17 protein-coding genes and 1 pseudogene are annotated in these 22,385 nt (G+C 45.2%); 6 read left to right on the top strand and 12 right to left on the bottom strand.

The window, feature by feature from the left end:
• The 3 genes from FDF36_RS10090 to FDF36_RS10080 all read left to right on the top strand — a co-directional run.
• Window positions 1-190, top strand: a 190-nt coding sequence (locus tag FDF36_RS10090; RefSeq protein WP_220391245.1) for a hypothetical protein, incomplete at its 5' end; no start/stop codon positions are given.
• A 67-nt stretch (window positions 191-257) separates the two neighbouring features.
• Complete coding sequence (locus FDF36_RS10085) at window positions 258-605, top strand: SH3 beta-barrel fold-containing protein (RefSeq protein WP_005776294.1); 348 nt, start codon at window positions 258-260, stop codon at window positions 603-605.
• Window positions 606-748: 143 nt separating this feature from the next.
• Complete coding sequence (locus FDF36_RS10080; RefSeq protein WP_220391244.1) at window positions 749-1,642, top strand: DUF4373 domain-containing protein; 894 nt, start codon at window positions 749-751, stop codon at window positions 1,640-1,642.
• A gap of 416 nt (window positions 1,643-2,058) precedes the next feature.
• On the opposite strand, the pseudogene FDF36_RS10075 reads toward FDF36_RS10080, so the two are convergent.
• A pseudogene (locus tag FDF36_RS10075) lies at window positions 2,059-2,393 on the bottom strand (helix-turn-helix domain-containing protein); the annotation flags it as partial.
• Window positions 2,394-2,510: 117 nt separating this feature from the next.
• On the opposite strand from FDF36_RS10075, the gene FDF36_RS10070 reads away from it, so the two are divergent.
• On the top strand, window positions 2,511-3,797 hold the full coding sequence (locus tag FDF36_RS10070) for a Fic family protein (protein ID WP_220391243.1): 1,287 nt from the start codon (window positions 2,511-2,513) through the stop codon (window positions 3,795-3,797).
• A gap of 67 nt (window positions 3,798-3,864) precedes the next feature.
• Here the strand turns inward: FDF36_RS10070 and FDF36_RS10065 are convergent, their stop codons facing one another.
• A complete protein-coding gene (locus FDF36_RS10065; protein WP_220391242.1) occupies window positions 3,865-4,854 on the bottom strand; it encodes a lysylphosphatidylglycerol synthase transmembrane domain-containing protein in 990 nt (329 codons plus the stop codon).
• A gap of 131 nt (window positions 4,855-4,985) precedes the next feature.
• Between FDF36_RS10065 and aspT the strand changes: the two genes are divergently transcribed.
• Complete coding sequence (gene aspT, locus FDF36_RS10060; RefSeq protein ID WP_005776290.1) at window positions 4,986-6,683, top strand: aspartate-alanine antiporter; 1,698 nt, start codon at window positions 4,986-4,988, stop codon at window positions 6,681-6,683.
• 41 nt (window positions 6,684-6,724) lie between these two features.
• Window positions 6,725-8,368 (top strand): aspartate 4-decarboxylase, encoded by a 1,644-nt coding sequence (aspD, locus tag FDF36_RS10055; RefSeq protein WP_005809417.1) that lies wholly within the window; start codon window positions 6,725-6,727, stop codon window positions 8,366-8,368.
• Here aspD and FDF36_RS10050 read toward each other — a convergent pair.
• The 10 genes from FDF36_RS10050 to FDF36_RS10005 all read right to left on the bottom strand — a co-directional run bounded on the left by FDF36_RS10050 (window position 8,357) and on the right by FDF36_RS10005 (window position 22,372).
• Entirely contained in the window at window positions 8,357-9,649 is a 1,293-nt protein-coding gene (locus FDF36_RS10050; RefSeq protein WP_220391241.1) for a sensor histidine kinase, read from the bottom strand. The two genes, aspD and FDF36_RS10050, sit on opposite strands and share 12 nt — an antisense overlap.
• 43 nt (window positions 9,650-9,692) lie before the next feature.
• A complete protein-coding gene (locus FDF36_RS10045) occupies window positions 9,693-11,042 on the bottom strand; it encodes a sigma-54-dependent transcriptional regulator (protein WP_220391240.1) in 1,350 nt (449 codons plus the stop codon).
• Window positions 11,043-11,147: 105 nt separating this feature from the next.
• Complete coding sequence (locus FDF36_RS10040; RefSeq protein ID WP_220391239.1) at window positions 11,148-12,620, bottom strand: TolC family protein; 1,473 nt, start codon at window positions 12,618-12,620, stop codon at window positions 11,148-11,150.
• A 454-nt stretch (window positions 12,621-13,074) separates the two neighbouring features.
• The gene (locus FDF36_RS10035) at window positions 13,075-15,687 is read right to left on the bottom strand and encodes a sensor histidine kinase (RefSeq protein WP_220391238.1); all 2,613 of its coding nucleotides are present in this window, start codon (window positions 15,685-15,687) and stop codon (window positions 13,075-13,077) included.
• 96 nt (window positions 15,688-15,783) lie between these two features.
• Window positions 15,784-17,028 carry an FtsX-like permease family protein gene (locus FDF36_RS10030; protein ID WP_220391237.1) on the bottom strand — a complete coding sequence of 415 codons (1,245 nt, stop codon included), beginning with the start codon at window positions 17,026-17,028 and terminating at the stop codon, window positions 15,784-15,786.
• A 14-nt stretch (window positions 17,029-17,042) separates the two neighbouring features.
• A complete protein-coding gene (locus FDF36_RS10025; protein WP_220391236.1) occupies window positions 17,043-18,341 on the bottom strand; it encodes an ABC transporter permease in 1,299 nt (432 codons plus the stop codon).
• Between the two features lie 13 nt (window positions 18,342-18,354).
• On the bottom strand, window positions 18,355-18,999 hold the full coding sequence (locus tag FDF36_RS10020) for a GIN domain-containing protein (RefSeq protein ID WP_220391235.1): 645 nt from the start codon (window positions 18,997-18,999) through the stop codon (window positions 18,355-18,357).
• A 15-nt stretch (window positions 19,000-19,014) separates the two neighbouring features.
• Window positions 19,015-19,680, bottom strand: coding sequence for an ABC transporter ATP-binding protein (locus FDF36_RS10015; protein WP_005786290.1), 666 nt, complete (start codon window positions 19,678-19,680; stop codon window positions 19,015-19,017).
• A gap of 158 nt (window positions 19,681-19,838) precedes the next feature.
• Window positions 19,839-21,089 (bottom strand): FtsX-like permease family protein, encoded by a 1,251-nt coding sequence (locus tag FDF36_RS10010; RefSeq protein WP_220391234.1) that lies wholly within the window; start codon window positions 21,087-21,089, stop codon window positions 19,839-19,841.
• An 8-nt stretch (window positions 21,090-21,097) separates the two neighbouring features.
• Window positions 21,098-22,372 (bottom strand): ABC transporter permease, encoded by a 1,275-nt coding sequence (locus tag FDF36_RS10005; protein WP_220391233.1) that lies wholly within the window; start codon window positions 22,370-22,372, stop codon window positions 21,098-21,100.
• Window positions 22,373-22,385 lie beyond the last annotated feature (13 nt).

Here is a 22,385-nt window from a genome sequence, read left to right as displayed (position 1 = left end):
TACATGTCAGGCTTCACTCGCACGCTACATCAATGAAAAAAGACTAATCGGAAATATTAAAAACGGAGTATTTAAACCATTATCCATCAGTTCAATATTAGTCTATATCAGCAGCATTTGGGAAGAAGTGGAAAAGAATAGACAGCACAAACCCGCCATCCACAAAAATACGCACAATGAATTATCATAATCCGTCTTACATGAAACGCCCCCTATCTTCGTGGCGATAACAATTTATCAACTTAAAAAATATACGTATGAAACGGAAAAAAAGACCGGCATCACAAAGTGAAGCCATGAAACTGAGATGGAAAAAACGCATTGTCTTTGAGAAAGGATATACCGAGCAGTGTGCGGAATGGATGGCGGAACGCCTGGAAGCATTAACAGACCACCTGCAATACGGGCACGCAGCCATCGCTTATCAGAAGCAGAACGGAGACTTCAGGTTGGTGAAAGCGACACTGATCTACTATGAAGCGGAATTCCACAAGAAGTATGATCCCACAAAAATAGAAGGCGCAGTAGTGTACTGGAATGTGGATGAACAACGGTGGACGACATTCCAGGTGGAGAACTTCATGGAATGGAGACCGATCGTATAGGGTGGGCACCACAAATTACACGGAATTTTCGCGGATGAATTATTTCTATTTTGAGGAATCAGGAGAAAACGTCTTTGGGAATCGGGTGTAATTTGTGGTAAAAGTATTACGGATAAAAAAACAACTAATCTAAAAAAACAAATATGGCAACAATATATGACGGGATCAACTATTTCCCGATAGGCGTAAACTTCATGGAAGAGAATGCAATGGAAGTGATAGAAGCTAAATACGGAATAAAGGGCCCGGCAATCGTACTGAAACTGCTGTGCAGAATATACAAGGAGGGATACTTCATCCGTTGGGACGAGGAACAGTGCCTGATCTTTGCCAACAAGGCAGGAAGGGAAGTGCAAGCCGGGGAGGTGCAGGGAATTATCGAAATTCTCTTTATCAAAGGAATACTGGACAGAAGCAGTTATCAAGAAAACGGAATACTGACTTCGGAAAGCATACAAAAGGTATGGCTGGAAGCTACGAAGCGAAGGAAGAGAGAACTGTCGGAACTACCCTATCTGATGGTGAGACCGGAAAAGGAAAGCGGCAAACCGGACAATGCATCCACACAACAGGAAATTGAACGACCCAAGCCGCTTAAAGAAGGAAAAGTAGCTGTCAGCACAGGAGATGTAGCCGTTAGCCCGGGAAATGTAGTACACGATGTAGCCGTTAACGCAAAAAATGCATGCAATTCCGGACAAAGTAAAGTAAAGAAAAGTAGAGCAAAGGAAAATAAAGAATTACCCCCCTCAGCTCCCCCCGAGGGGAAGGAGGAAGAAAGGATGGAGGATTCTGTTTCTCTCCCGATACCGGGATACGCTTTCAATACGATGACACACAATTATCCGGGACTGACGGATACGCTCCAAAGATTGGGAATTAACGAGGTAAATGAAGTAAACGCCATTCTCAGGCTGTCGGACTATGGCAGAAAGGGAACGACGGTGTGGCGGCTGATTGCCAACACTTGCTGGAGTGACATAGGGGCAAAAGGAAGGTATCTGATAGCGGCACTAAACAAGGCGAAAAGAAGATAGCAGGGAGTATGAGTCCCCGATTTGTAGTTGACAAAAAAGCAAGTATATAGGCTTTTACCTAAGAAGGGATTCGGTGAAACAAAGAAGTAAAGAGTGTGCTTAACAAACTAAAACACAGTGCTTTTAAAGCATAAGATTTCTCTCGCCCAAAGCTTTATTTTAACACTACGTTAAAGCTTGTTCTTTAAATGCAAATAGCAAGTGTTTTAAATGCAAAAGGCTTGTTATTTGCACACAAGAATAAAATAACGGAGAAATGGCGTTAACAATGTTAATTGTTACGATATTATTCTCAGAGCAACATGCTACATAAATCCAGCCTTTTCATTTGCATGTATCATAACCCTCAATTTACCCCCCAACATTGCAGCGGGAGGAATATTCAATACCCGACAAAGCAAACGGGCTATTTTTTAAGTAGGCTCTGAACGTCCTGCAATATAATCATTCACCCGTGAAGGACTTATTCCAATCTCAATGGCAAGTTGCTTTTAGCTCATTCCTTTTTCTTCAAGATAAAATTCTATTAATTCTGCAACAGTTGTTTTTTTATCGGATAATGTTCTTTTTCGTATGCAATAACTATGTCGGACATGACAGAGAGTTCTACTGCATTCCTATCATTCGCAGAGATATTATTATCAACCAATGGCAGAAGTTCTTCCACTCTCGCCAAAGCAAATTCATATTTTAGGCATAAGTGATACTGGATGTAAATCGTGACAACCAGACGTTTTGCGCCTAAAATCATCGCATTTTTTGCGACATTACACTATTTTGCTTGGTAATACGACAATAAATGATTAATTTCGTCGCAAATATTGCGGCGTTATTCATGGCTTAATGACGCATCAACCATATTCTAAGTATGTATATACACGAAAGAGACAATTGGACAGTATTCCATTGGAATGCTTCTGAACTGACAGTACTTCTTGAAGAAGTGAATCGTAAACAGGGCTTGTTGTACGGCAGACTTGCCTCGCTTGGCTTTGATAGCAAGTTAAAAGCGATGGCAGAGAACTTGACGTATGATGTTGTTTATTCGTCAGAAATTGAAGGCATACGCCTAAATGTAGACGAAGTACGCTCATCCATAGCTCGAAAATTGGGTATTGAAAACATAAAACAGACAGTACCGTCACACTATGTAGATTCTGTTGTGGCGGTTATGCTTGATGCAGTGAATCATTACAACCAGACATTGACAAAAGAGAAAATTTGTGCATGGCAAGCAGCATTCTTCCCAACCGGTTTCAGCGAGGGCTCACAGATTGAAGTTGGTAGGTATCGTACAAACGAGGAACATATAATTTCCGGAATGTTCGGTCGCGAGAAAATCCATTATATTGCCCCTGCACCGGAACGTGTGGATGAGGAAATGGCACAGTTCCTTGATTGGTTTAACAGTCAGGAAAATGTAAATTCAGTTATTCGGTCGGCTATTGCACATTTCTGGTTTGTTAGTATTCATCCATTTGAAGATGGTAACGGACGATTGGCACGCATACTTTCTGATATGCTGTTGGCCCGTGCCGACAAGAGCGAGTTCCGATTTTACAATATTTCCTCGCAGATAAATAAGGATAAGAACCACTATTACGATATTTTGGAAAAGGCTCAACATGGCGATGGTGACATCACTGAATGGATATGTTGGTATGCCAATACGCTGTCTGTCGCACTTGATGAAGCGGAAAATATCGTCAGCACTATTTTGAACAAAAGTTTCTTTTGGCAAAAGACTTCGTCCATTCCACTAAGCCAAAGGCAGACCGATATACTGAACCTGTTCCTTGACGGTTATGAGGCTAAAATAACTTCCAAGACTTGGGCAACATTGGCTAAATGTTCCAAAGACACAGCCATACGAGATATTCAAGACCTTGTAGAAAAAGACATTCTTCGAGAGGATATTCCCGGTGCTAAACGTCCGAGCTATTCTATTATATATGATCCGGAAGACATTACTGCCTTTTTTTCTGAAATCAGTGTTGAAGAGAAAAACGGTAATAAATACATTAAAGCTCTCTACAAAGGTAAGATACATGTACGCGAAAGAATTTTGCCACTGGACGCAAAACGGTTTGAAAATGGCAACCTCCCATTAGAGAATCTGCTTGCCAAATATTGCTCATATTTAAGAATGAACTGAGTGATTAGACACATTCATAATCCTTAACGATAGAAATTTCTCAGAAATTCAGCTTTTCATCATTACTCTATCTCCGATTTCCTATCTTCATCAGCACCAGCCCAATAACAATCCAGACCATCTCCCGCACCCGCGTAATCAGAGCAGCAAATACCCCATATGCTCCGGACAAAGACAAACCGGCTACCGCCAGGGCAAAGCCTCCTTCCCTGCCCCCTAATTGCATGGGAAGAAAGAAAAGCAGATTGGCCAGTAGAGAAGAGAAAGCAACGATCAGGATACAACCGACAAAACTGACATCCGTAGTCAATACATTCAGAATCAACCAGACTTCGAGACACCCTACTATGCGAGCGGTATACTCTAAACCCAATGCCGAATAAAAGGTACTTTTTCGCTGTTGATGAAGCAATGCTATCTGACTGTCTATGGTTTCCAGTTTTTCTTTATGGAGTTCCGCGAAGCGGACTGCACGATTCTTCAAAAAAGGGATATGACTACCCAGACGTACGCATGCCACAGCCATACCGTTCCGGTAGCCTTTGATAAAAAGAGTGACAAGTAAGAGGCAGAAGAGTGTGGTCAACCCCAAGACAATGCCCATCCCCCAACCGACCGGATAAAAAAAGACATAAATCAATACCGAGCTGAGCCAGAAACAGAAATGTGAAAAGATATGCATCATCACATACAGGATGACCGAAGATGTGGCACGCTCCACTCCGACATAGGGAGTAAGCTCCATAATCCGGTAGGGCTCCCCTCCCATCAGTCCCACGGGAGTGACATAATTCAACGCAAAACCGGAAACCGTGAATTTATAGAGCCGGGCGAACGACAATGAATTCATCGGACCACTGCTACGAAGGATGATATACCACGAAAGGGTATTAATCAGATAGATGAAAAGCCAAAGGATCAGAACCAGCGGCAGATAAAATCCGGCACGCCGCAGGTTGTCCAGCAGTTCATCATAAGACACATCGAAAGTGAACAGCATGATGATGACGGCCAGGATGCCAAAGGCCAAAAAGAAATTACGAAATTTACTCTTCAAAACAATATACAATTTAACGCATCAAAGATAACGTTAATAATTTATACAATGATATAAGAATAGCCTGTTTAACAAAACACTTTCTTGCACAAGCTGTTTTTAATGAGAATTTAAACCTAAACAAATTAACTATGGATTGGATTATTCATCAACTTAGGGTTCACCCCGAGCTTGCCATCTTTTTGACCCTTTTCGTAGGGTTTTGGATTGGCAAAATAAAAATCGGAAAGTTCAGCCTGGGTGTCGTTACAAGCGTATTGCTGGTAGGTGTCCTTGTGGGGCAATTGAACATTACGGTCGACGGCCCCATTAAATCTGTTTTCTTTTTACTCTTTTTATTCGCTATCGGCTATAAAGTCGGTCCGCAGTTTTTCCGGGGACTGAAAAAGGACGGACTCCCCCAAATGGGATTTGCTGCCATCATGTGTGTATTCTGTCTGATTATTCCCTGGATATTGGCTAAAATTATGGGTTACAATGTAGGGGAAGCAGCCGGATTACTGGCCGGTTCACAGACGATATCGGCTGTCATAGGCGTGGCAGGAGATACGATCAATGAACTAAACATATCTCCTGAAACAAAAGAGGCTTATAATAATATTATCCCGGTATCGTATGCCGTAACTTACATCTTCGGCACGGCGGGTTCGGCATGGGTATTGGGCTCTCTCGGCCCCAAGTTATTGGGCGGACTCGATAAAGTAAAAGCTGCCTGTAAAGAATTGGAGGCTAAAATGGGGAATAGCGAAGCGGATCAACCCGGCTTTATGCCCGCTGCACGTCCGGTGACTTTCCGGGCTTATAAAGTAGATAATGAGTGGTTTGGTGACGGAAAACGGGTGTCAGATCTTGAAAGCTATTTCCAGGAGAATGACAAGCACCTGTTTGTCGAACGTGTCAGACAAGCCGGAGTTATCGTAAAAGAAATCACCCCGACCCTGATTCTCAGGAAAGGGGATGAGGTGGTATTGAGTGGTCGCCGTGAATATGTTATCGGCGAGGAAGATTGGATCGGTCCCGAGGTACTGGATCCTCAGTTATTGGACTTTCCGGCTGAAGTATTGCCCGTCATGGTAACCCGGAAAACCTTTGCCGGAGAAAAAATAAGTTCAATACGTTCACAGAAATTCATGCACGGTGTCAGCATACGCCGTATCAAAAGGGCGGGAATCGATATACCGGTACTGCCGCAAACCATTGTGGATGCAGGTGATATTGTCGAATTGGTAGGGACCAAACACGAAGTGGATGAAGCTGCCAAGAAAATGGGGTACGCCGACCGTCCAACCAACCAGACAGATATGATTTTCGTTGGTCTGGGTATTCTGATCGGAGGACTGATAGGTGCCCTGAGTATCCACATGGGTGGTGTCCCCATCAGTCTCAGCACCAGTGGGGGCGCATTGATCGGAGGATTGTTCTTCGGATGGCTACGCAGCAAACACCCTACTTTCGGACGTATTCCCGAACCCGCTCTCTGGATACTGGACAACGTAGGTCTGAACATGTTTATTGCTGTCGTGGGCATCGCTGCAGGTCCCAGCTTCGTACAGGGATTCAAAGAAGTGGGGCTAAGCCTGTTCATTGTAGGCGCACTGGCTACTTCCATTCCTCTGATAGTAGGCATACTTATGGGAAAGTATCTCTTCAAATTCCACCCGGCACTGATATTGGGATGCACAGCAGGTGCACGTACTACTACCGCCGCATTAGGTGCCATCCAGGAAGCTGTTGAAAGCGAAACTCCCGCTTTGGGATATACAGTGACGTATGCTGTGGGAAATACTCTCCTGATTATCTGGGGAGTCGTAATTGTGTTACTCATGTAAAATAGATTTTGATATTAACTAAACATAACCCTGACATAATAATGAAAAGTAATGAAAACAACGGAGCAGTAACTAAAAGTTTTGCTAAAAAGATGGAGAGTATCAGTCCTTTCGAACTGAAAAACAGACTGATTGAAATGGCTGATGAGAGCATCAAAAAGATAGCTCATACCATGCTGAATGCCGGACGTGGAAACCCGAACTGGATTGCCACCACTCCACGTGAAGCTTTCTTCCTTTTAGGTAAATTCGGACTGGAAGAATGTCGGCATGTGATGTACTTGCCGGAAGGAATTGCCGGTATCCCGCAAAAAGACGGGATTGCCGCCCGCTTTGAGACTTTTCTCAAAACCAATCATAGCCAGCCGGGTGCGGAACTATTAAAAGGAACCTATCAATACATGTTACTGGAACATGCCGCCGACCCAGACACCCTTGTCCACGAATGGGCAGAAGGGGTAATAGGTGACCAATATCCGGTACCAGACCGCATCCTCCAGTTTACCGAGATGATTGTACAAGACTATCTGGCACAGGAAATGTGCGACAGTCGTCCGCCAAAGGGCAAATACGATTTGTTCGCCACCGAAGGCGGTACGGCAGCCATGTGCTACGTTTTCGACTCTCTGCAAGAAAACTTCCTGCTCAATAAAGGAGATGGAATCGCCTTGATGGTACCTGTCTTCACCCCCTATATTGAAATCCCTCAATTGAGACGCTATGAATTTAACGTTACGGAAATATCTGCGGACCAGATGACAGCAGACGGGCTGCACACCTGGCAATACAAAGACGAAGATATAGACCGCCTGAAAAACCCGCAGATCAAAGCACTCTTCATTACCAATCCCAGTAACCCGCCCAGCTATACACTGAGTCCTGAGACCGCCGCACGGATTGTAGATATCGTGAAGAAAGACAATCCGAACCTGATGATTATCACAGACGATGTATACGGTACATTCAGTCCGCATTTCCGCTCGCTGATGGCCGAACTGCCGCAAAATACTTTGTGCGTCTATTCCTTCTCCAAATATTTCGGGGCTACCGGATGGCGCGATGCCGTAATCGCTCTGCACGAAGAGAATATTTTTGACCGGATGATAGCCCACTTACCGGAAGAACAAAAGGCAATCCTCAATAAGCGTTACTCCAGCCTGACCCTTGCCCCCGAAAGATTAAAATTCATCGACCGCATGGTAGCCGACAGCCGGCAAGTGGCGCTCAATCATACAGCCGGATTGTCTCTGCCGCAACAGACGCAGATGAGCCTCTTCGCTTCTTTCGCCATACTGGATAAAGAGAACCGGTATAAAAACAAGATGCAGGAGATCATCCGGAGACGCCTGAAAGCTCTGTGGGATAATACCGGATTCTCACTGGTGGACGATCCGCTGCGTGTAGGATATTATAGTGAGATAGATATGCTGGTGTGGGCTAAGATATTCTACGGAGAAGAGTTTGTAGACTACCTCAAGAAAACGTACAGCCCATTGGATGTTGTTTTCCGCCTCGCCAACGAAACCTCATTGGTATTGCTGAACGGTGGCGGTTTTGCCGGACCGGAATGGAGCGTACGTGTATCACTTGCCAACCTGAATGAAAAGGATTATGTCAAAATAGGCCAGGGAATCAAACGGATACTGGATGAATATGCCCAGAGATGGCAGGAATCACGGAAATAAAATCCTAAATCTTGTCAGTCCGTCAGCGTATGTACGCAATGAAAACGTACAGCCATGACGGCTTAAAACTTCACGGATAAAGACCAGGCCGATACCTTGTCCGTTGGGTTTGGTAGAAAAGAAGGGACTGAAGAGCTTTGCTTCAGTCTCTTTTGTTATGCCGGGCCCATTGTCCACCACTTCGATAGCAGCAGGTGATGAGGTGCGGATGGTAATCTGACCGTCTTTCCCGATACTTTCAGCCGCATTTTTAATAATATTCACCAATACCTGCTCAAACAGGGAGGCGTCCAGTTTCACATCCTCCAATGATTCATCACATATCAGTTGTAACCGGATATTCCGGTCATTGCACATCCCCTCCATAAAGCGTTTGCAACTGAATGCAAGGTCATTCAGGTTGATCGGAGTAAGACGGGGATCGGGAATCTTCACCACGTCGGCAAAACGGGTAATGAAACGGCTCATAGAAAAACAACGTTCCGTACAGACACGCATCACATCACAAATATCTTCCATACCATCCGACTCAGACAATGCCTGTTCGACTGTATCCAGTGTAGAAGTAATCCCTGCCGTTGTATTATTCACTTCGTGCGCGATCATACGGATCACTTTCTCGTATGCCTTTTTCTCCGCTTTCATCACTTCGTCTGTCAATCCTTCCATCAAATAAAAAGGATGCTGGAAGCCGCGGTCCACAAACGAAGAATGAGTACATTTATAAATATTTGAATCATTCAGTCGCACGGTGCTGGTTTCTCCCTTCGGAATGGCAGCCAGTTCTATGGCAAGCGGCGAATCGATCTCGGACAGTTTCCTGCCCTCGGCTTCTTCCGGACGGACTCCCATCATCTTCATCGCCATGGGGTTGAGTTGAGACACCTCTTCGTCCAGCGTCATGATAATAACTCCCATGGGGGAAGCATTAATCATCAGGTCGAGAAAATGATTCTGTTCTCGCAAGCGCAGCCGTTCGTTTTTCAGTTGTTCCATCATGCGATTGAAAACATTTACCACACGGTCGGCCTCCTGCTGCCCCACATGGCTTAACCGGCTACTGAAGTCCTGTTCTCTGAGAAGTTCCATACCACTGCCGATGGTGTTCATCGGTTTCACGATTTTCCGGTAAAACAAAATAAGATACAGCATCAGGAGCAGCATCAATGCTTCGGCAATATAGAGATACTTCACGACAACGGTTTCGGATATATAAATCAGAAAACCCATGATAGCGACCAAGAAGAAAACAAGTATGAAGAAGAATCCCTTTACTGACATGTGATTGATGATTAACGATTAACGGACCATGATAAACAACGGGTTACTTATCACCGATATCATATTTCTCCAAACGGCGATACAATGCTGCACGACTGATGCCTAATGCGGTAGCCACCTGGCTGAGATTTCCTTTATAGCATTCCAGTGCCTGAAGAATCGTTTGCTTTTCAATTTCATCCAAGGTCATTCCCGCAAATGAAGAAGAGGTTGCCACACTTTCATCATGATGTTGGTATTGGTTCTCAAAGTCGATTGCATCCAGCGTCTCCTTCCCGCTGACCAGAATCGTACGTTCTACCAGGTTCTTCAATTCACGGATATTGCCCGGAAAAGGTAAACGGCTCAGGAAGTTCAACGCATCCGACGAGAATTCTGTACGGGGCAGATTGTTAATCTCCGCCTGACGGTCGGCAAAGTGTCTGGCAAGCAATGGTATATCTTCTCTGCGTTCTCTCAGTGCAGGCAGTTTTACGGTTATCAGGTTGATACGATAGAACAGGTCTTCACGAAAAGTGTGTTCGCTCACCATCTTACTCAGGTCGGCATTCGTAGCCGAAACCACCCGGATATCCGTCTTACGCGGGCGACTGTCTCCCAACACCTCAAAGGTCTGGTCCTGCAACACCCGCAGCAGCTTTACCTGGCACGACGGATCAAGGTCCCCGATTTCATCCAGAAAAATAGTTCCTTTGTTCGCCATTTCAAAACGCCCCATACGGTCGGCAGTAGCATCTGTAAACGCACCTTTTTTATGACCGAACATTTCACTTTCGAAAAGGCTTTGTGAAATTCCTCCCAGATTGACTTTTACAAAAGGCTGACGGACACGCTGGCTATTGATATGAATGGCTTCGGCTATCAATTCTTTACCTGTTCCGCTTTCACCCGTAATCAACACAGAAGCATTGGTAGGAGCAATACGTGCCACCGTATTCAATACCTCCATCAACCCACGGCTTTTGCCTATGATATGACTCCGGTTGAGTGTTCCGCTTTGCTCCTGCGGAGTATCTTTGGGAGTGGCAGTCAGTTCGAGTGCCGTCTCGATGCGCTGCAACAGGGCAGCGTTATTCCAGGGTTTCGTGATAAAGTCGAATGCACCGGCCTGCATCCCCTGTACAGCCAACTGTATACTGCCCCAGGCAGTCATCAGAATGACCGGGACATCGGGGCGAAAAACCTTTACTTGTTTTAAAAGCGTCAATCCCTCTTCGCCTGAGGTAGAAAGTGTAAAATTCATATCCATCAGGATCAGAGAAGGAGCCTCCGAACGAACCACTTCCATCGCCTCACGCGGACCGGTCACTGCAGTTACCTGATAACCGGCACGTTTCAGCATAAAACTCAGGGAAGAGCGTACCCCGCTATCATCATCTATAATTAAAAGCATAGGCATCAATTTTTAAGTTGCAAAACTACTCTTTTTTGATTTAAAACCAAAGGTACCTTGATTTAATAAGGTAGGGCCTCTTGGTTTAAAAGAACAAACGCACAATTATTCTTTTATAATATCTTCAAAATCAGCTTCCAGAGGAGTGTTGTTCTGGAAATCCCACAACGTCAGACTACGGAGTTGATAATAGTAATACCAATACCAGTACAGTTCGTTGATATGTTTTTGACGAGCATCGTCTTTCGAATTTTGGGCATCGTTCAGATCGAGTGTATTGATCTTACCGATCAGGAATGTTTCGACACTTGTCTTATAGCGCTGTTGCGCAATCTTATCGGCTTCATTGGCTATGGAAAGCTGCTGCGCCTGATTATTGAAATGCTCGACCAACAGGAAGATGTCCTGATCGAAATCCATCTGCTCTTTCTTTATCTTGGATAAGGTAACGTCCCGGTTACTCTTTGCTATCCTCACTTTCCCACGGCGTTTGCCCCAGTCGAGGATTGGAATTTTAACACCGACCTCAACCACCTGATTGTCGAGTAAATTGTGATAGGCAGGAGATAAGTCTTTATTCAGCCCCGTATAACCTACATTCGCAAAAAGATCGACGCTCCTGAGATTCCCCCGGGCTGTTGCCACTTCATATTCGGCCTCTAACTGACGACGACGAATGTTGTGGGCAAACGAATTGCGTTCCAGTGCTTTGTTCAGCACTTGGTTATATTCCATCTTCAAGTCGGGAGCCGATTCCGGTACTACAGGTTCCAGTATCAGGTCGTTTCCTATGGCCAGGAAAGAGCGCAGACGAAACATATGGGCATTAAGATTGCTTTCTGCATCCGTCACGGCAGCCCGGGCTTTCAAGGCGGCAAGCTTCAGTTGCAGAAGTTCATTTTCTGAAATTTGACCCATTTTTCGTTTAGCTCCGGCCACCTCATACAAGCGGTCGGCATTTACCTGATTCTGGCGGGCAGTGCCCAGCGTCTCCTTTGCCGACAGTAAGTTGAAGAAGTAAGTAATCGCATTCATGGTCACCGTCTCCGTCGCAGTGATAAAGGCGGCTTTCGCCTCTTCGTAACGCACCGGTTCGATACGGCGGTTCCACTTCAGGTTGTTTACTCCGAAAATGGGCTGAGTCAGTTGAAGGGCGATGGGAACAGACATGAACTGCCGGCTTCCTCCGGAACCTAACTGTTTCATAAAGTCGAGTGAAGAGGATAACGAAACTTTACCTCCCGTAAACCAGATGTTCTGGTCGATAGACAAAGCACCGTTCAATCCTAACTTATTACTGCGAACAAACGAGTAAGAGCCGTCTTCATTCTGATAACTGTTATACTGCTTGCTGTAACTGGGCAATGTACCGCTGAAATTTACTTCCGGAAGAAGATCGGCACGAAACGTGCGGTACTCCCAATAAGCCGTCTTCAGCTCATTCAGAGCTACTGCTGCATCTACAGACTGTGTTCGTGCCAGTGCAATGGCTTCATTCAAGGTGATTTCCTGCGTTTCCTGCGCACTCAGCGCCAACGAGCAAAAAGCAAAAGCAGAAAGTAGAAAGTATCGTTTCATATAAAATTCGTTTATTTACCGGCTGAAATGCAAACCCCGTGCCAAAAGTGAATACAAGGGAAACGGGAACACGAAACATGGAACCATAAATAAGGGCGGTTGAGGAAGTGAAAGAAAAAATAAACGAAAAACAGGAAAGGACATCCGGAAACAAACGATGGATGCAAAATGGGAAAAATGACAATAGAGCAGTCTCTTCCGGACAAGCAACCATGCTGTAAATGAACAGGAAAGAGAGGGATACACCCTCCGGCGAAAGACACCGGCTGTCGATCTTTTATCATCAGGAACATCCATCGCCGGCTCCCTCCGTTCACCACTCATCATTCATCGTTCAGCGCTTATCATTCACCGTTTATCATTCATCGTTTATCGTTCAGCGCTTATCGTTTATCATTCTTTCTGCTGTCCGAAAATGAACAGTTTGTTCGCAGGCGAACGTTCCCTGGCATCATTATTCGCAAATGTCCGGAAGACGGACAGTGAAACGGGTTCCGTGCCCTTCTTCTGAAACAACGGTAATCGTCCCGTTCAAACGTTCTACAATGGTCTGGCAAATACTCAGTCCGAGTCCGGCACCTTGGGTAAAACTATCGACCTTATAAAAGCGTTCAAAAATATGCCTCAACCCATCTTCCGAAATTCCTTTTCCGGTGTCTTCGACAAAAAGAGAAGTGTAGCCGGGCTCTCCTTCAGTATATCCGAATGTAATCGAACCTTGAGTCGTAAACTTAACGGCATTGTTGATCAAGTTATTTACCACTTGTTGGAGACGGACATTATCCGTCACCAGATACTTTTTACTATTCTCCGGCAACTTCAGTACCAACTGCACGCCCGGAGGCATATTCAAACGCTGTGAATCGTACACATTCTTCATCAGTAAGGGTAGATTGTGACCGGCAAATTGAAAATCCATTGTACCGGATTCTATACGTGACAGATCAAGAATATCATTAATAAGTGCCAGTAACAGTCCGCAATTCTTATTGATAGTCTCTATAAATAGCTTAACCTCTTCTTCCGTAAACCCGCTGGTATCGCTCAACAGATCGGAGAAACCTACAATCGCATTCAGCGGCGTACGTATCTCGTGGCTCATATTGGCAAGGAAAGCCGATTTCAATTTGTCTGCCTGAAGCGCTTTGTCACGTGCCGCCGTCAGTTGCTCTTCGGTTGTCTTATAGCGTTGTATGCTTTGGCATACTCCCAAAATACTGTAGGGCGTATCTGTTGTCAATCCCGCAAGCACCGATGTCCGGTATTCCCACCACTCATAATTGCCGTCACCACTAAGCTGACGGAAGCTCATACGCGTACTTTGGCTCAGACCCGCCAATGCCCGGTTGAAAAGCCCGTATGCCGACTCCTGATCGTCCGGATGGACCATCCGATCCATCTCGTCGCGTGAAATGGTAGTCTCATTTTCCGCAAAACCAAAACGCGTCAGAAAACCCGCTGGGAAAGTGAACAGACCGGTACGAATATTGTATTGCCAAGGGTAGATAGAACTCTCGTCTACCGCCATACTAAAAAAACGCTTCTGCATCTCTTCATCCGATATATTACGGGCAGAGAGGGCCATACCCGTAATTTTTCCATGTGCACGGATAGGAACAATTTCTCCTGAAACCGGAAAATAACTTCCACTATGCACCTCCTGCATAAACGAATTCTCCGGAATGACTACGCTGCGTTCTTCAGTCACCACCTGCTTGAGCATAGGACGGAGAATCTCTTTACCATTATTGTAGATTTTAAAGATACTGCCTGCCGGCAAACCTTCGTAAGGACGAGCGGCTTCATCTTTGGGCAAATGCAACATCTTCAATAAAGAACGATTGGTAAAATGAATACGGAAATCGGTGTCGTAAGTGATCACCCCGTCACGAATAGAATGGAATACATTATCAAATTCATCACGTTGGGCCACCAATCGGTTTTGTATCAACAAACGGGTCTGGGCATGGATGCGACGGCGGGATTCACGACGGTTTATGCGATACAGCCACACTATCAGAAACACCAGTAAAGCCAATATCGAACTATACAACAGGATGTACAGCATACGATATTTCTCCATGTAGGGTTCATTAATAATGGTTCCACCGATAGCAATTACTTGTTGAGGATCTACCTTAAAAAATACAAGCTGCTTGAAATCATACATAAACTTCAAAGGAGATTCAATGATCCCCACTTCTGAAGGAGATTTCCCACGCAGCACACTTGCGGCTGTCCGCCCTGCCTCACGTGCCGAAGCATAAGAGTCGGCATCATACGCACCAAAGGCACCATTAGTCAACGCCAGATTCTCACACGAAAAGAAAGGTGCTTTTGAATTACGCCCGATAAAGGACATGAAAGACGACCACTTGGGAGCGATGATCAGTGTCTTATGCGTATTGCGAGGATAGCAGGTAGAAGCGATAATTTTATTGGTTGTATCGGTCTGCGAATTATAAAAAGTCACCGTATATTCCGGATGCTCTTTCACGAAGCCCTCCCATTCGTCCATAAAGTCATCTTTTCCTTTTGAACTTAGAAGACTGTTGTCGGAGATACAGACGACCTTAGTCCGGCTCGGAAAAAGACGGTTCGCCTGTCTAAGCAATTCTCCGAAATCAGGATTCGCCGTATATCCACACACGTTGGGTAATGAATCGATCAGACTGCCTTCCGGATATTTTATATTAAAAAAGACAACCGGCAACTGAAAGGGTAGCGAGTCTCCGCAAGTCAACAAAGTATGAAAAGCCTCATCGCTGACGGTAACAATCAAGTCTGTCCCCTTTTCACGAGCCCGTTCACAGAAACGGCGCATAATCAGCTTTTCAGATTGATACATCCAGAAATTGGCATCCAAAAATTCAGTTGTAACATTCACCTTCAATCCCGATTCATTGAGCCCGTCCTTCAATCCCCGGACCAAGTCATTGTGCCAAGGTGTTTCCGAAGCATACGATTGAACGAATAGGACATTATAAATGCGTTCCGCAGCAGTGGAAAGTCTCGGGAATAATAAGAAAATAGATATAAGAAATATAATATATAATCGTTTGTCCATAGCAAAAAATCTGCGTTGTATCAGGATTGTGAACGCAAATATACGTTATAATCTTGAAAACAACGCAGATAGATGATAAAATATTGCGATAAGCTTTTATTCTTCGTGCAATGCCTCTGCCGGCTGGATCTTCATAGACTGACGGGCCGGAAACCAGATACCTGCCAGAATCATCAGCGCCATCAATAACAATGTGATACTTTCACACAATATAAAGCGCCCCATGGAGAAGGTAGAAAAATACCATGAAGGGGTCAGTTCACTCTTTGCGATATAGAAATCGATGCCAAAAGCCAACGGAGTAACCAAAAGAAGCATAAACCAACCTTCACTCAACAAACGAAGAAATATACTTTGCTTACTCCCTCCTACTGCCATCATCAACGCCATTTCACCTTTACGCTGCTGTGTCCGGAACCAGAAAGTACCCAATAATCCCAGGAAGATATTAAGCAGTAAAAAGCCCATACCCACTAAATAATTTCGTAAAGTATTCATATCGTCTAACTGGAAAGTACGACGAATATTCTGAAATGAATGTACTTTCGATAAAAAGACATTCCCTACTTTATAGTGGGACGGTGCATCCTTCATTAATCGTTCGGCGAATCCGGCAGGTTCACCATCACCGGTACGCAGACAGATTTCATTGCCATACGCTAATTGGTCCTCCCGCAATAAAATTACTACCGACCGGCTATAGCAAGCGGCTGTAAAATCATCGTAACGAACCACCTCAAGCGCAGCAGACAATTTTGTACCCCGGGCTGTATCCTGATCCAAACAAAACTCTTTGCCAACATAATCCTTTAAGTCTACATGATAACGAGACTCAAAAAGATTACGTGATGCCATAAAAGTACCCTCTTTCAGCAAAGCGCCCAATTGTTCCGGTGTTTCTCCGTTGGCTCCCCGATAGCGGAATACACGAAAGAAGTCAGGAGTTACCCACCGCCGAATATTATACTTTCTTTGCATGGTATCCAGACGTACTTCCATACCACTGTTACTGCCATTGTAAGGAAAAGAATTTTGTGACATGCTAACTGCCTCTATTCCAGAACGACGGCGCAAACGATCTAATAATTCACGCATATCGGCATGATCTTCCTCTTCCGTACGGCCCGCTATATAATCGGGGCTTTTTTCCGTGAGGTAATCAAATTCAACCCTGTAAGTATTCTCTATATCAAAACCACGGGGCTCAAAATAAGTATAAAGAGTGACAAACATATAGTCGACCACATACCAAAGCACAATACTTACTAACAGTAACTCTACGAACAACCACGCATTCGAACGCCGTTCATTAACTATTTGTTTTAATAATTTTTTATTCATCGTTCATGCAGTGTTTAATTGAGTTTTCCGCTAAGAGCATTTATGATCGACATCCGGGATGCCCGCCAAGCCGGCCACCCGCTACTGAGCAAGTTTAAAAGCAGACAAAAGAGCAGAGCATAAATAAATGTAGAGAATTTGAAAAGCATCTTCCACTCAATGACTGGAGCCGTATTGAGATACATCAACCGTGAATCGGCAAAGAGTGTACCGCCCCACACATAAGAAATCAGCAAACAGAACAATAATCCTACAATACCAGCCAACAAAGTCAACACAAAATTCTCAGCAACAATCTGACCCATCACCCCTCCACGGGTAGCACCGAACGAACGACGCACGCCAATCTCCGCTACACGCTGTCGCAGGCGGCTGTGAGTCATCGAACTCAGGTTAATAGCAGGAACCAACAGCAAAATCAGGAAAATGATCACTTGCTGACGAAAATAACCTACCATATCCGGTTCCTCATTTGCCCACTTATGCTGTGACATGGTCAACTGGTCATCCGGCTGTCCCCGATAAAAAACAAAATAGTCTCCCAATCCGGCATTGTATGCCAAACGGCGTCGTTCACACTCTGCCCGAATCACATCAAAATCAGAAGAACTACGAGCCAGAATCACAACCCGCATCGCTCCCATAATACCATCACTCCATACATTACCTCCTCCTGTGATATTAGTTGACAGATATGGAATCCATATCTGTGCATAGGCTGTTGAAGCCATTGAAGAGACATCTTTCACGACTCCACTTACCCGGTAAGGAGCATCGTTCACAAAAATCTCTTTTCCGACCACGTTTGTAGCAATACCAAAAAGAAGACGGGCCACACTTTCTGTTATAACAGCCACAGGTAAACCCGATTTAACTTCAGCATCTGAATAAGGCTTGCCATCGATAAACGAAAAGTCGAATATGCGCCAGAAGGCCCCGTCTGTCTCAAGTGCATCAACTCCTGTACGAGCTCCCCGTGACAAAGAAACCTGCATCGTCTCGGGAATACTATATATACTGACTTCTTCAGGAGTTGTCAACCCTTCGAAACATCCCTTCGCCGTTTTTATTCCCATTGGGCCGTTACTTGAACCATCGTCACTCCAGGTTTTGTTGCCTACACTCATCTGTTTGACGTGTAACAAGCGGTTCCGGTTACTTTCAGGAGCAAAAGGAACCGTCTTTATCTGCTGTTGCATCACCACTACCATAATCAGGCAAATGGTCAGTGCAGTGCCCAGCACACTTATCGTAGTCAATAAAGGTTGCTGTTTAAGTTGTGACAGGGCCTGCTTGAAATATTGTTTAATCATTTTGTGTTTGTCATTATTTTCCTATTTTCAACTCACCGGCATTAACACCGCCGACACCATTTTTCGATATTTTTGCTGTACCGGCTTTGCCCTTCAGCGTCATACTTCCCACTCCATTGACTTGGGCTACCAATACATCACAATCAACTCTGACATTTACACTGCCTACACCATCCAGCTTCACCGTGAAATCATTACACCTCAAATCATTAATATCCACATTCCCTACTCCTGAAATCGTTAGGTCAAAACGCTCCGATCGAAGTGGTGTCCGGCAATTAAAGCCACCCACACCTTGCAATCTCACATTATCCAAATCGGGAGCAGTGATATATAACTTTACGTTCTTGGAATTATTGCTTTTCTCTTGATATCCGATCACTAAAACACCATTTTTCACAACCGTTGTGGTTTTAGATACATATTCTTGCGGTCCCTCTATCCGGACGGAACAACGGTCGGACTGAGTAAAATAAATATTTCCGACAGCATCCAACCGAATCATGGAGAAATCGGCAACTTTACGGTTACCGGTGGTCAAGGTTTTATCTTCGGTAGTTTTACCACATTGGCAATCGGCACTACATTGAGCTTGCACCGTATAACCGGTGGCTCCCAGGAAAAGACCCAAAGCTACGAGTATAATTTTCGCTTTCATTGTACTTTGTATTATTTATTGCACTTGCCGTCCGTCGAAGAAGCGGATGGTACGAGAGGTTTGTTTAGCCTGTTCTTCATTGTGAGTAACCATCACAATGGTACGTCCGTCTTCCTTATTCAGGCGATGAAGCAGTTCCATTACTTCGGCACCCATCTTAGAATCCAGGTTACCGGTAGGTTCGTCGGCAAGGATAATCTCAGGATTACCGATGATGGCACGGGCAATGGCAACACGCTGGCACTGACCGCCGGAAAGCTGTGTCGGGAAATGACGCATACGATGGCTCAAGCCCACCTTCTCAAGAACCTCCTGCGCCAACTTTCTACGCTCGGACGAACTGACACGACGGTAGAGTAACGGAAGCTCCACATTGTCCAGTACGTTGAGTGAGTTAATCAGGTGGAAAGACTGGAAAACGAAACCCAGTGTCTTATTACGGAAAGCAGCCAATTCTTTATCTTTCATGCCTTCTGTATGTGTACCGTTTATTTCGATCGTACCCGTCGTAGGAGCATCCAGCAACCCCATGATGTTCAGCAAAGTAGATTTACCACAACCCGAAGGTCCCATGATACTCAGGAACTCACCCCGGTCGACTGTCAGGTTCACGTTTTCGAGCGCCACTGTTTCAATCTCGTTCGTACGATAGATTTTAGAAAGAGAAGTTAATGTAATCATCACTTATAGTTTTAAATATTTCTTTTATTAGATTCTTATTCAAATGATATGCCAAAAAATTAATTCCCTTAAACACAACCGCTTATGTTCCAAACAGGGTGTCCGATAATGAACACTCTGCTCGTTAATGAACTCGGAGTGTCTCTCAACGGACATACTTATTCTTCGTGCAGTGCTTCTGCCGGCTGAATGCGCATGGCCTGACGGGCAGGTATACAAATCCCGATGACAATCATGACAACTATCGACACAAACGTCATAGCCTGCACAATCAGGAAACGGGTGACGGTGACAACCGGCATCGTATCGGTCAGCAAATCCATAAAGGCGAGATTCAGACTTATGACAGCAGCCGGCACCGTGGCCAGTATTAATAATAAAACCCCTTCACCGATCAACAAACTTCTGAGGTTCGCACAGGTGGATCCCAAAGCCAGCCGAAGTCCCATCTCCGAACGCCGTTGCTGTGTCCGTATCCAAAAGGTACCGATCACTCCCATCAGAATGTTCAGCAAGAAGAAGCCTAAAGCGGCAATCCGGGTTTTCACATCATTAATCTTTCCGTTGCTGCGGTAATAGTTCTCACGAAGATCGTCAAAAGAGGTAATGTCCAAAAGATAAAAATTACCGACCCGAAGCTGTACCTTCAGATCTTTACGGAAACGGGACGGAAAATCCACACCATCCGCATCCGGACGGACGCGCACACAAAACTCTGCATTATTACCCCTCCACCCTAACAAGGCAGCCTCCGAATGACATTCGATATAAGTAGGGTAAAGCGGATAAAAATCATCAAAACGGATGGTCTTGCATATACCGCGAATGGTATGTGCCGGTTCTGTCTCACCCCAATTCTTCACTCCTTTACCCAGCGCATCGATTCCCTTAGCGGCAAACTCACGTTCGGTTTCGGCAGAAATGATCCATGTGTTTTCCTGAGTAGCAGCCTGTACAAGCGACTCGGTTTTTCCCTGTTTGTCAGTGATGCGGAATACCCGGAAATAATCGGGCGACACATTATACACATGTCCGTGTACCCAAGTGGCATCTATCCCCCTTGAACCGTTGGAACTGCTTTGATTGTAAGGATGCGAACCAATACTCAGCGATACGGCCTCCACTCCCGGATAAGCCCTGAGGCGCGAAAGGATGGAGAACCATTGTTCTATCTTCAAGCTATCAGTATCACCGGGCTTATATTCCTTTCCTCCGGGAGGTATGGAAGCAAGTTTTACCCGATAAACGTGTTCGGTATCAAAACCGAGCGGAGTGGCATACAATCTTCCGGTTACGTACAAGTAGTCCATTACATAGAACAGGCAGACTGAGACAATCATCAGTTCAAACCACAACCAGGCGTTGACAGAGCGTTGGGTCCATATCTGTTTCAATAAATGTTTTATCATGATTTCTTCTATTTAATGGCATTAACAATGTTGGTGCGAGATACACGAATAGCTGGAATCCCCGCACTCAGCAGATTCATCAACAAGCAGAACAATAACGCACAAACAAATACAAACGGTTGAATGACCATACCTGCGGATACCTGGGTGTCCACTCCATAATACCCCGACATAGAAGTATTGAGCAACCAGTCACGCATACACAGCACAGCTATGTACGACAAGATCAACCCCAACACACCGCCTATCAATGTAACAACCAGATTCTCGGCGAGCACCTGTCGGAGAAGTTCTCCACGAGTGGCGCCGAAAGCACGTCGCACACCGATCTCTTCCATCCTCCGGCGCATACGCGAAAGCGTGATCCCGCTCAAGTTAATGGCAGGCACCAACAACAAGATGGCAATCACTACGATATAAATCAGAACCAACCGCGATGTATCCGGATCATCAAACGGATTATCACGGGCCAAAGACATCAGGCGGGTGTCGGGAGCACCTCCAAGCAGCAATTTCAGTTCTTTCTGATTGGCGTTCATACGGTCTACATTCTGTTGTGCCTCAGCGCGAACTACATCCGGATCGGCTCCCTTGGGTGCCAGAATATAACATGAATACCCTCCTTGCAGACCCTCGCTGACACTGCGTTCATAATCCGGCAATACCGTATAAGGAGCCCAAGCCTCGGCATAAGCAGCCTCGGCCAGTACCGACACATCGGGCACGACTCCGCAAACGGTATAATCGACAAATCCCAATAAAATGGTACGTCCCACCACATCATCGGTACCAAACAGACGACGAGCCAACGAGCGGGTTACTACCAGTTTCTTCTCACCGGACACAAATTCCTGCCCGTAAGGTTTACCATGCAGAAAGCGGAAGCCGAATACACGCCAAAAGTTATCATCTGTATAACTGACAGAACACTTCACTTCCCGGGTTTCGTCGGGAGTAGCCGCCAAAGACGTCATGCTGTAGTGCACGGCGCTCACCGCCTCTGCCGTAGTCATTGGATAGAAGCATTCTTTGATGGTACGCAGCGACAACTGATTCCCCATATTCCATCCTTTATCATCAATTTTCTGAGCAATCGTCATGTCGATCGACAAGGTACGGTCCCGATTTATCTCCGGTTCATAATTGGCAGTTCTTGCCTGATAAATGAGCACAATGCACATAATCATAGCAATGGCCAGTGCCGTACCAATAATGGCAATAACACTCAGCAACTTATTCTGCTGAAGAAGAACAAGTGACTGCTTAAAGTATTGCTTAATCATAAGTTCTTTTTTA

Source organism: Bacteroides fragilis, from assembly GCF_019583405.1.
In the GTDB taxonomy this organism is placed as follows: Bacteria; Bacteroidota; Bacteroidia; order Bacteroidales; family Bacteroidaceae; genus Bacteroides; species Bacteroides fragilis_B.
The sequence above is the reverse complement of the archived record's forward strand: the minus strand, read 5'-3'. Positions and strand labels throughout refer to the sequence as shown.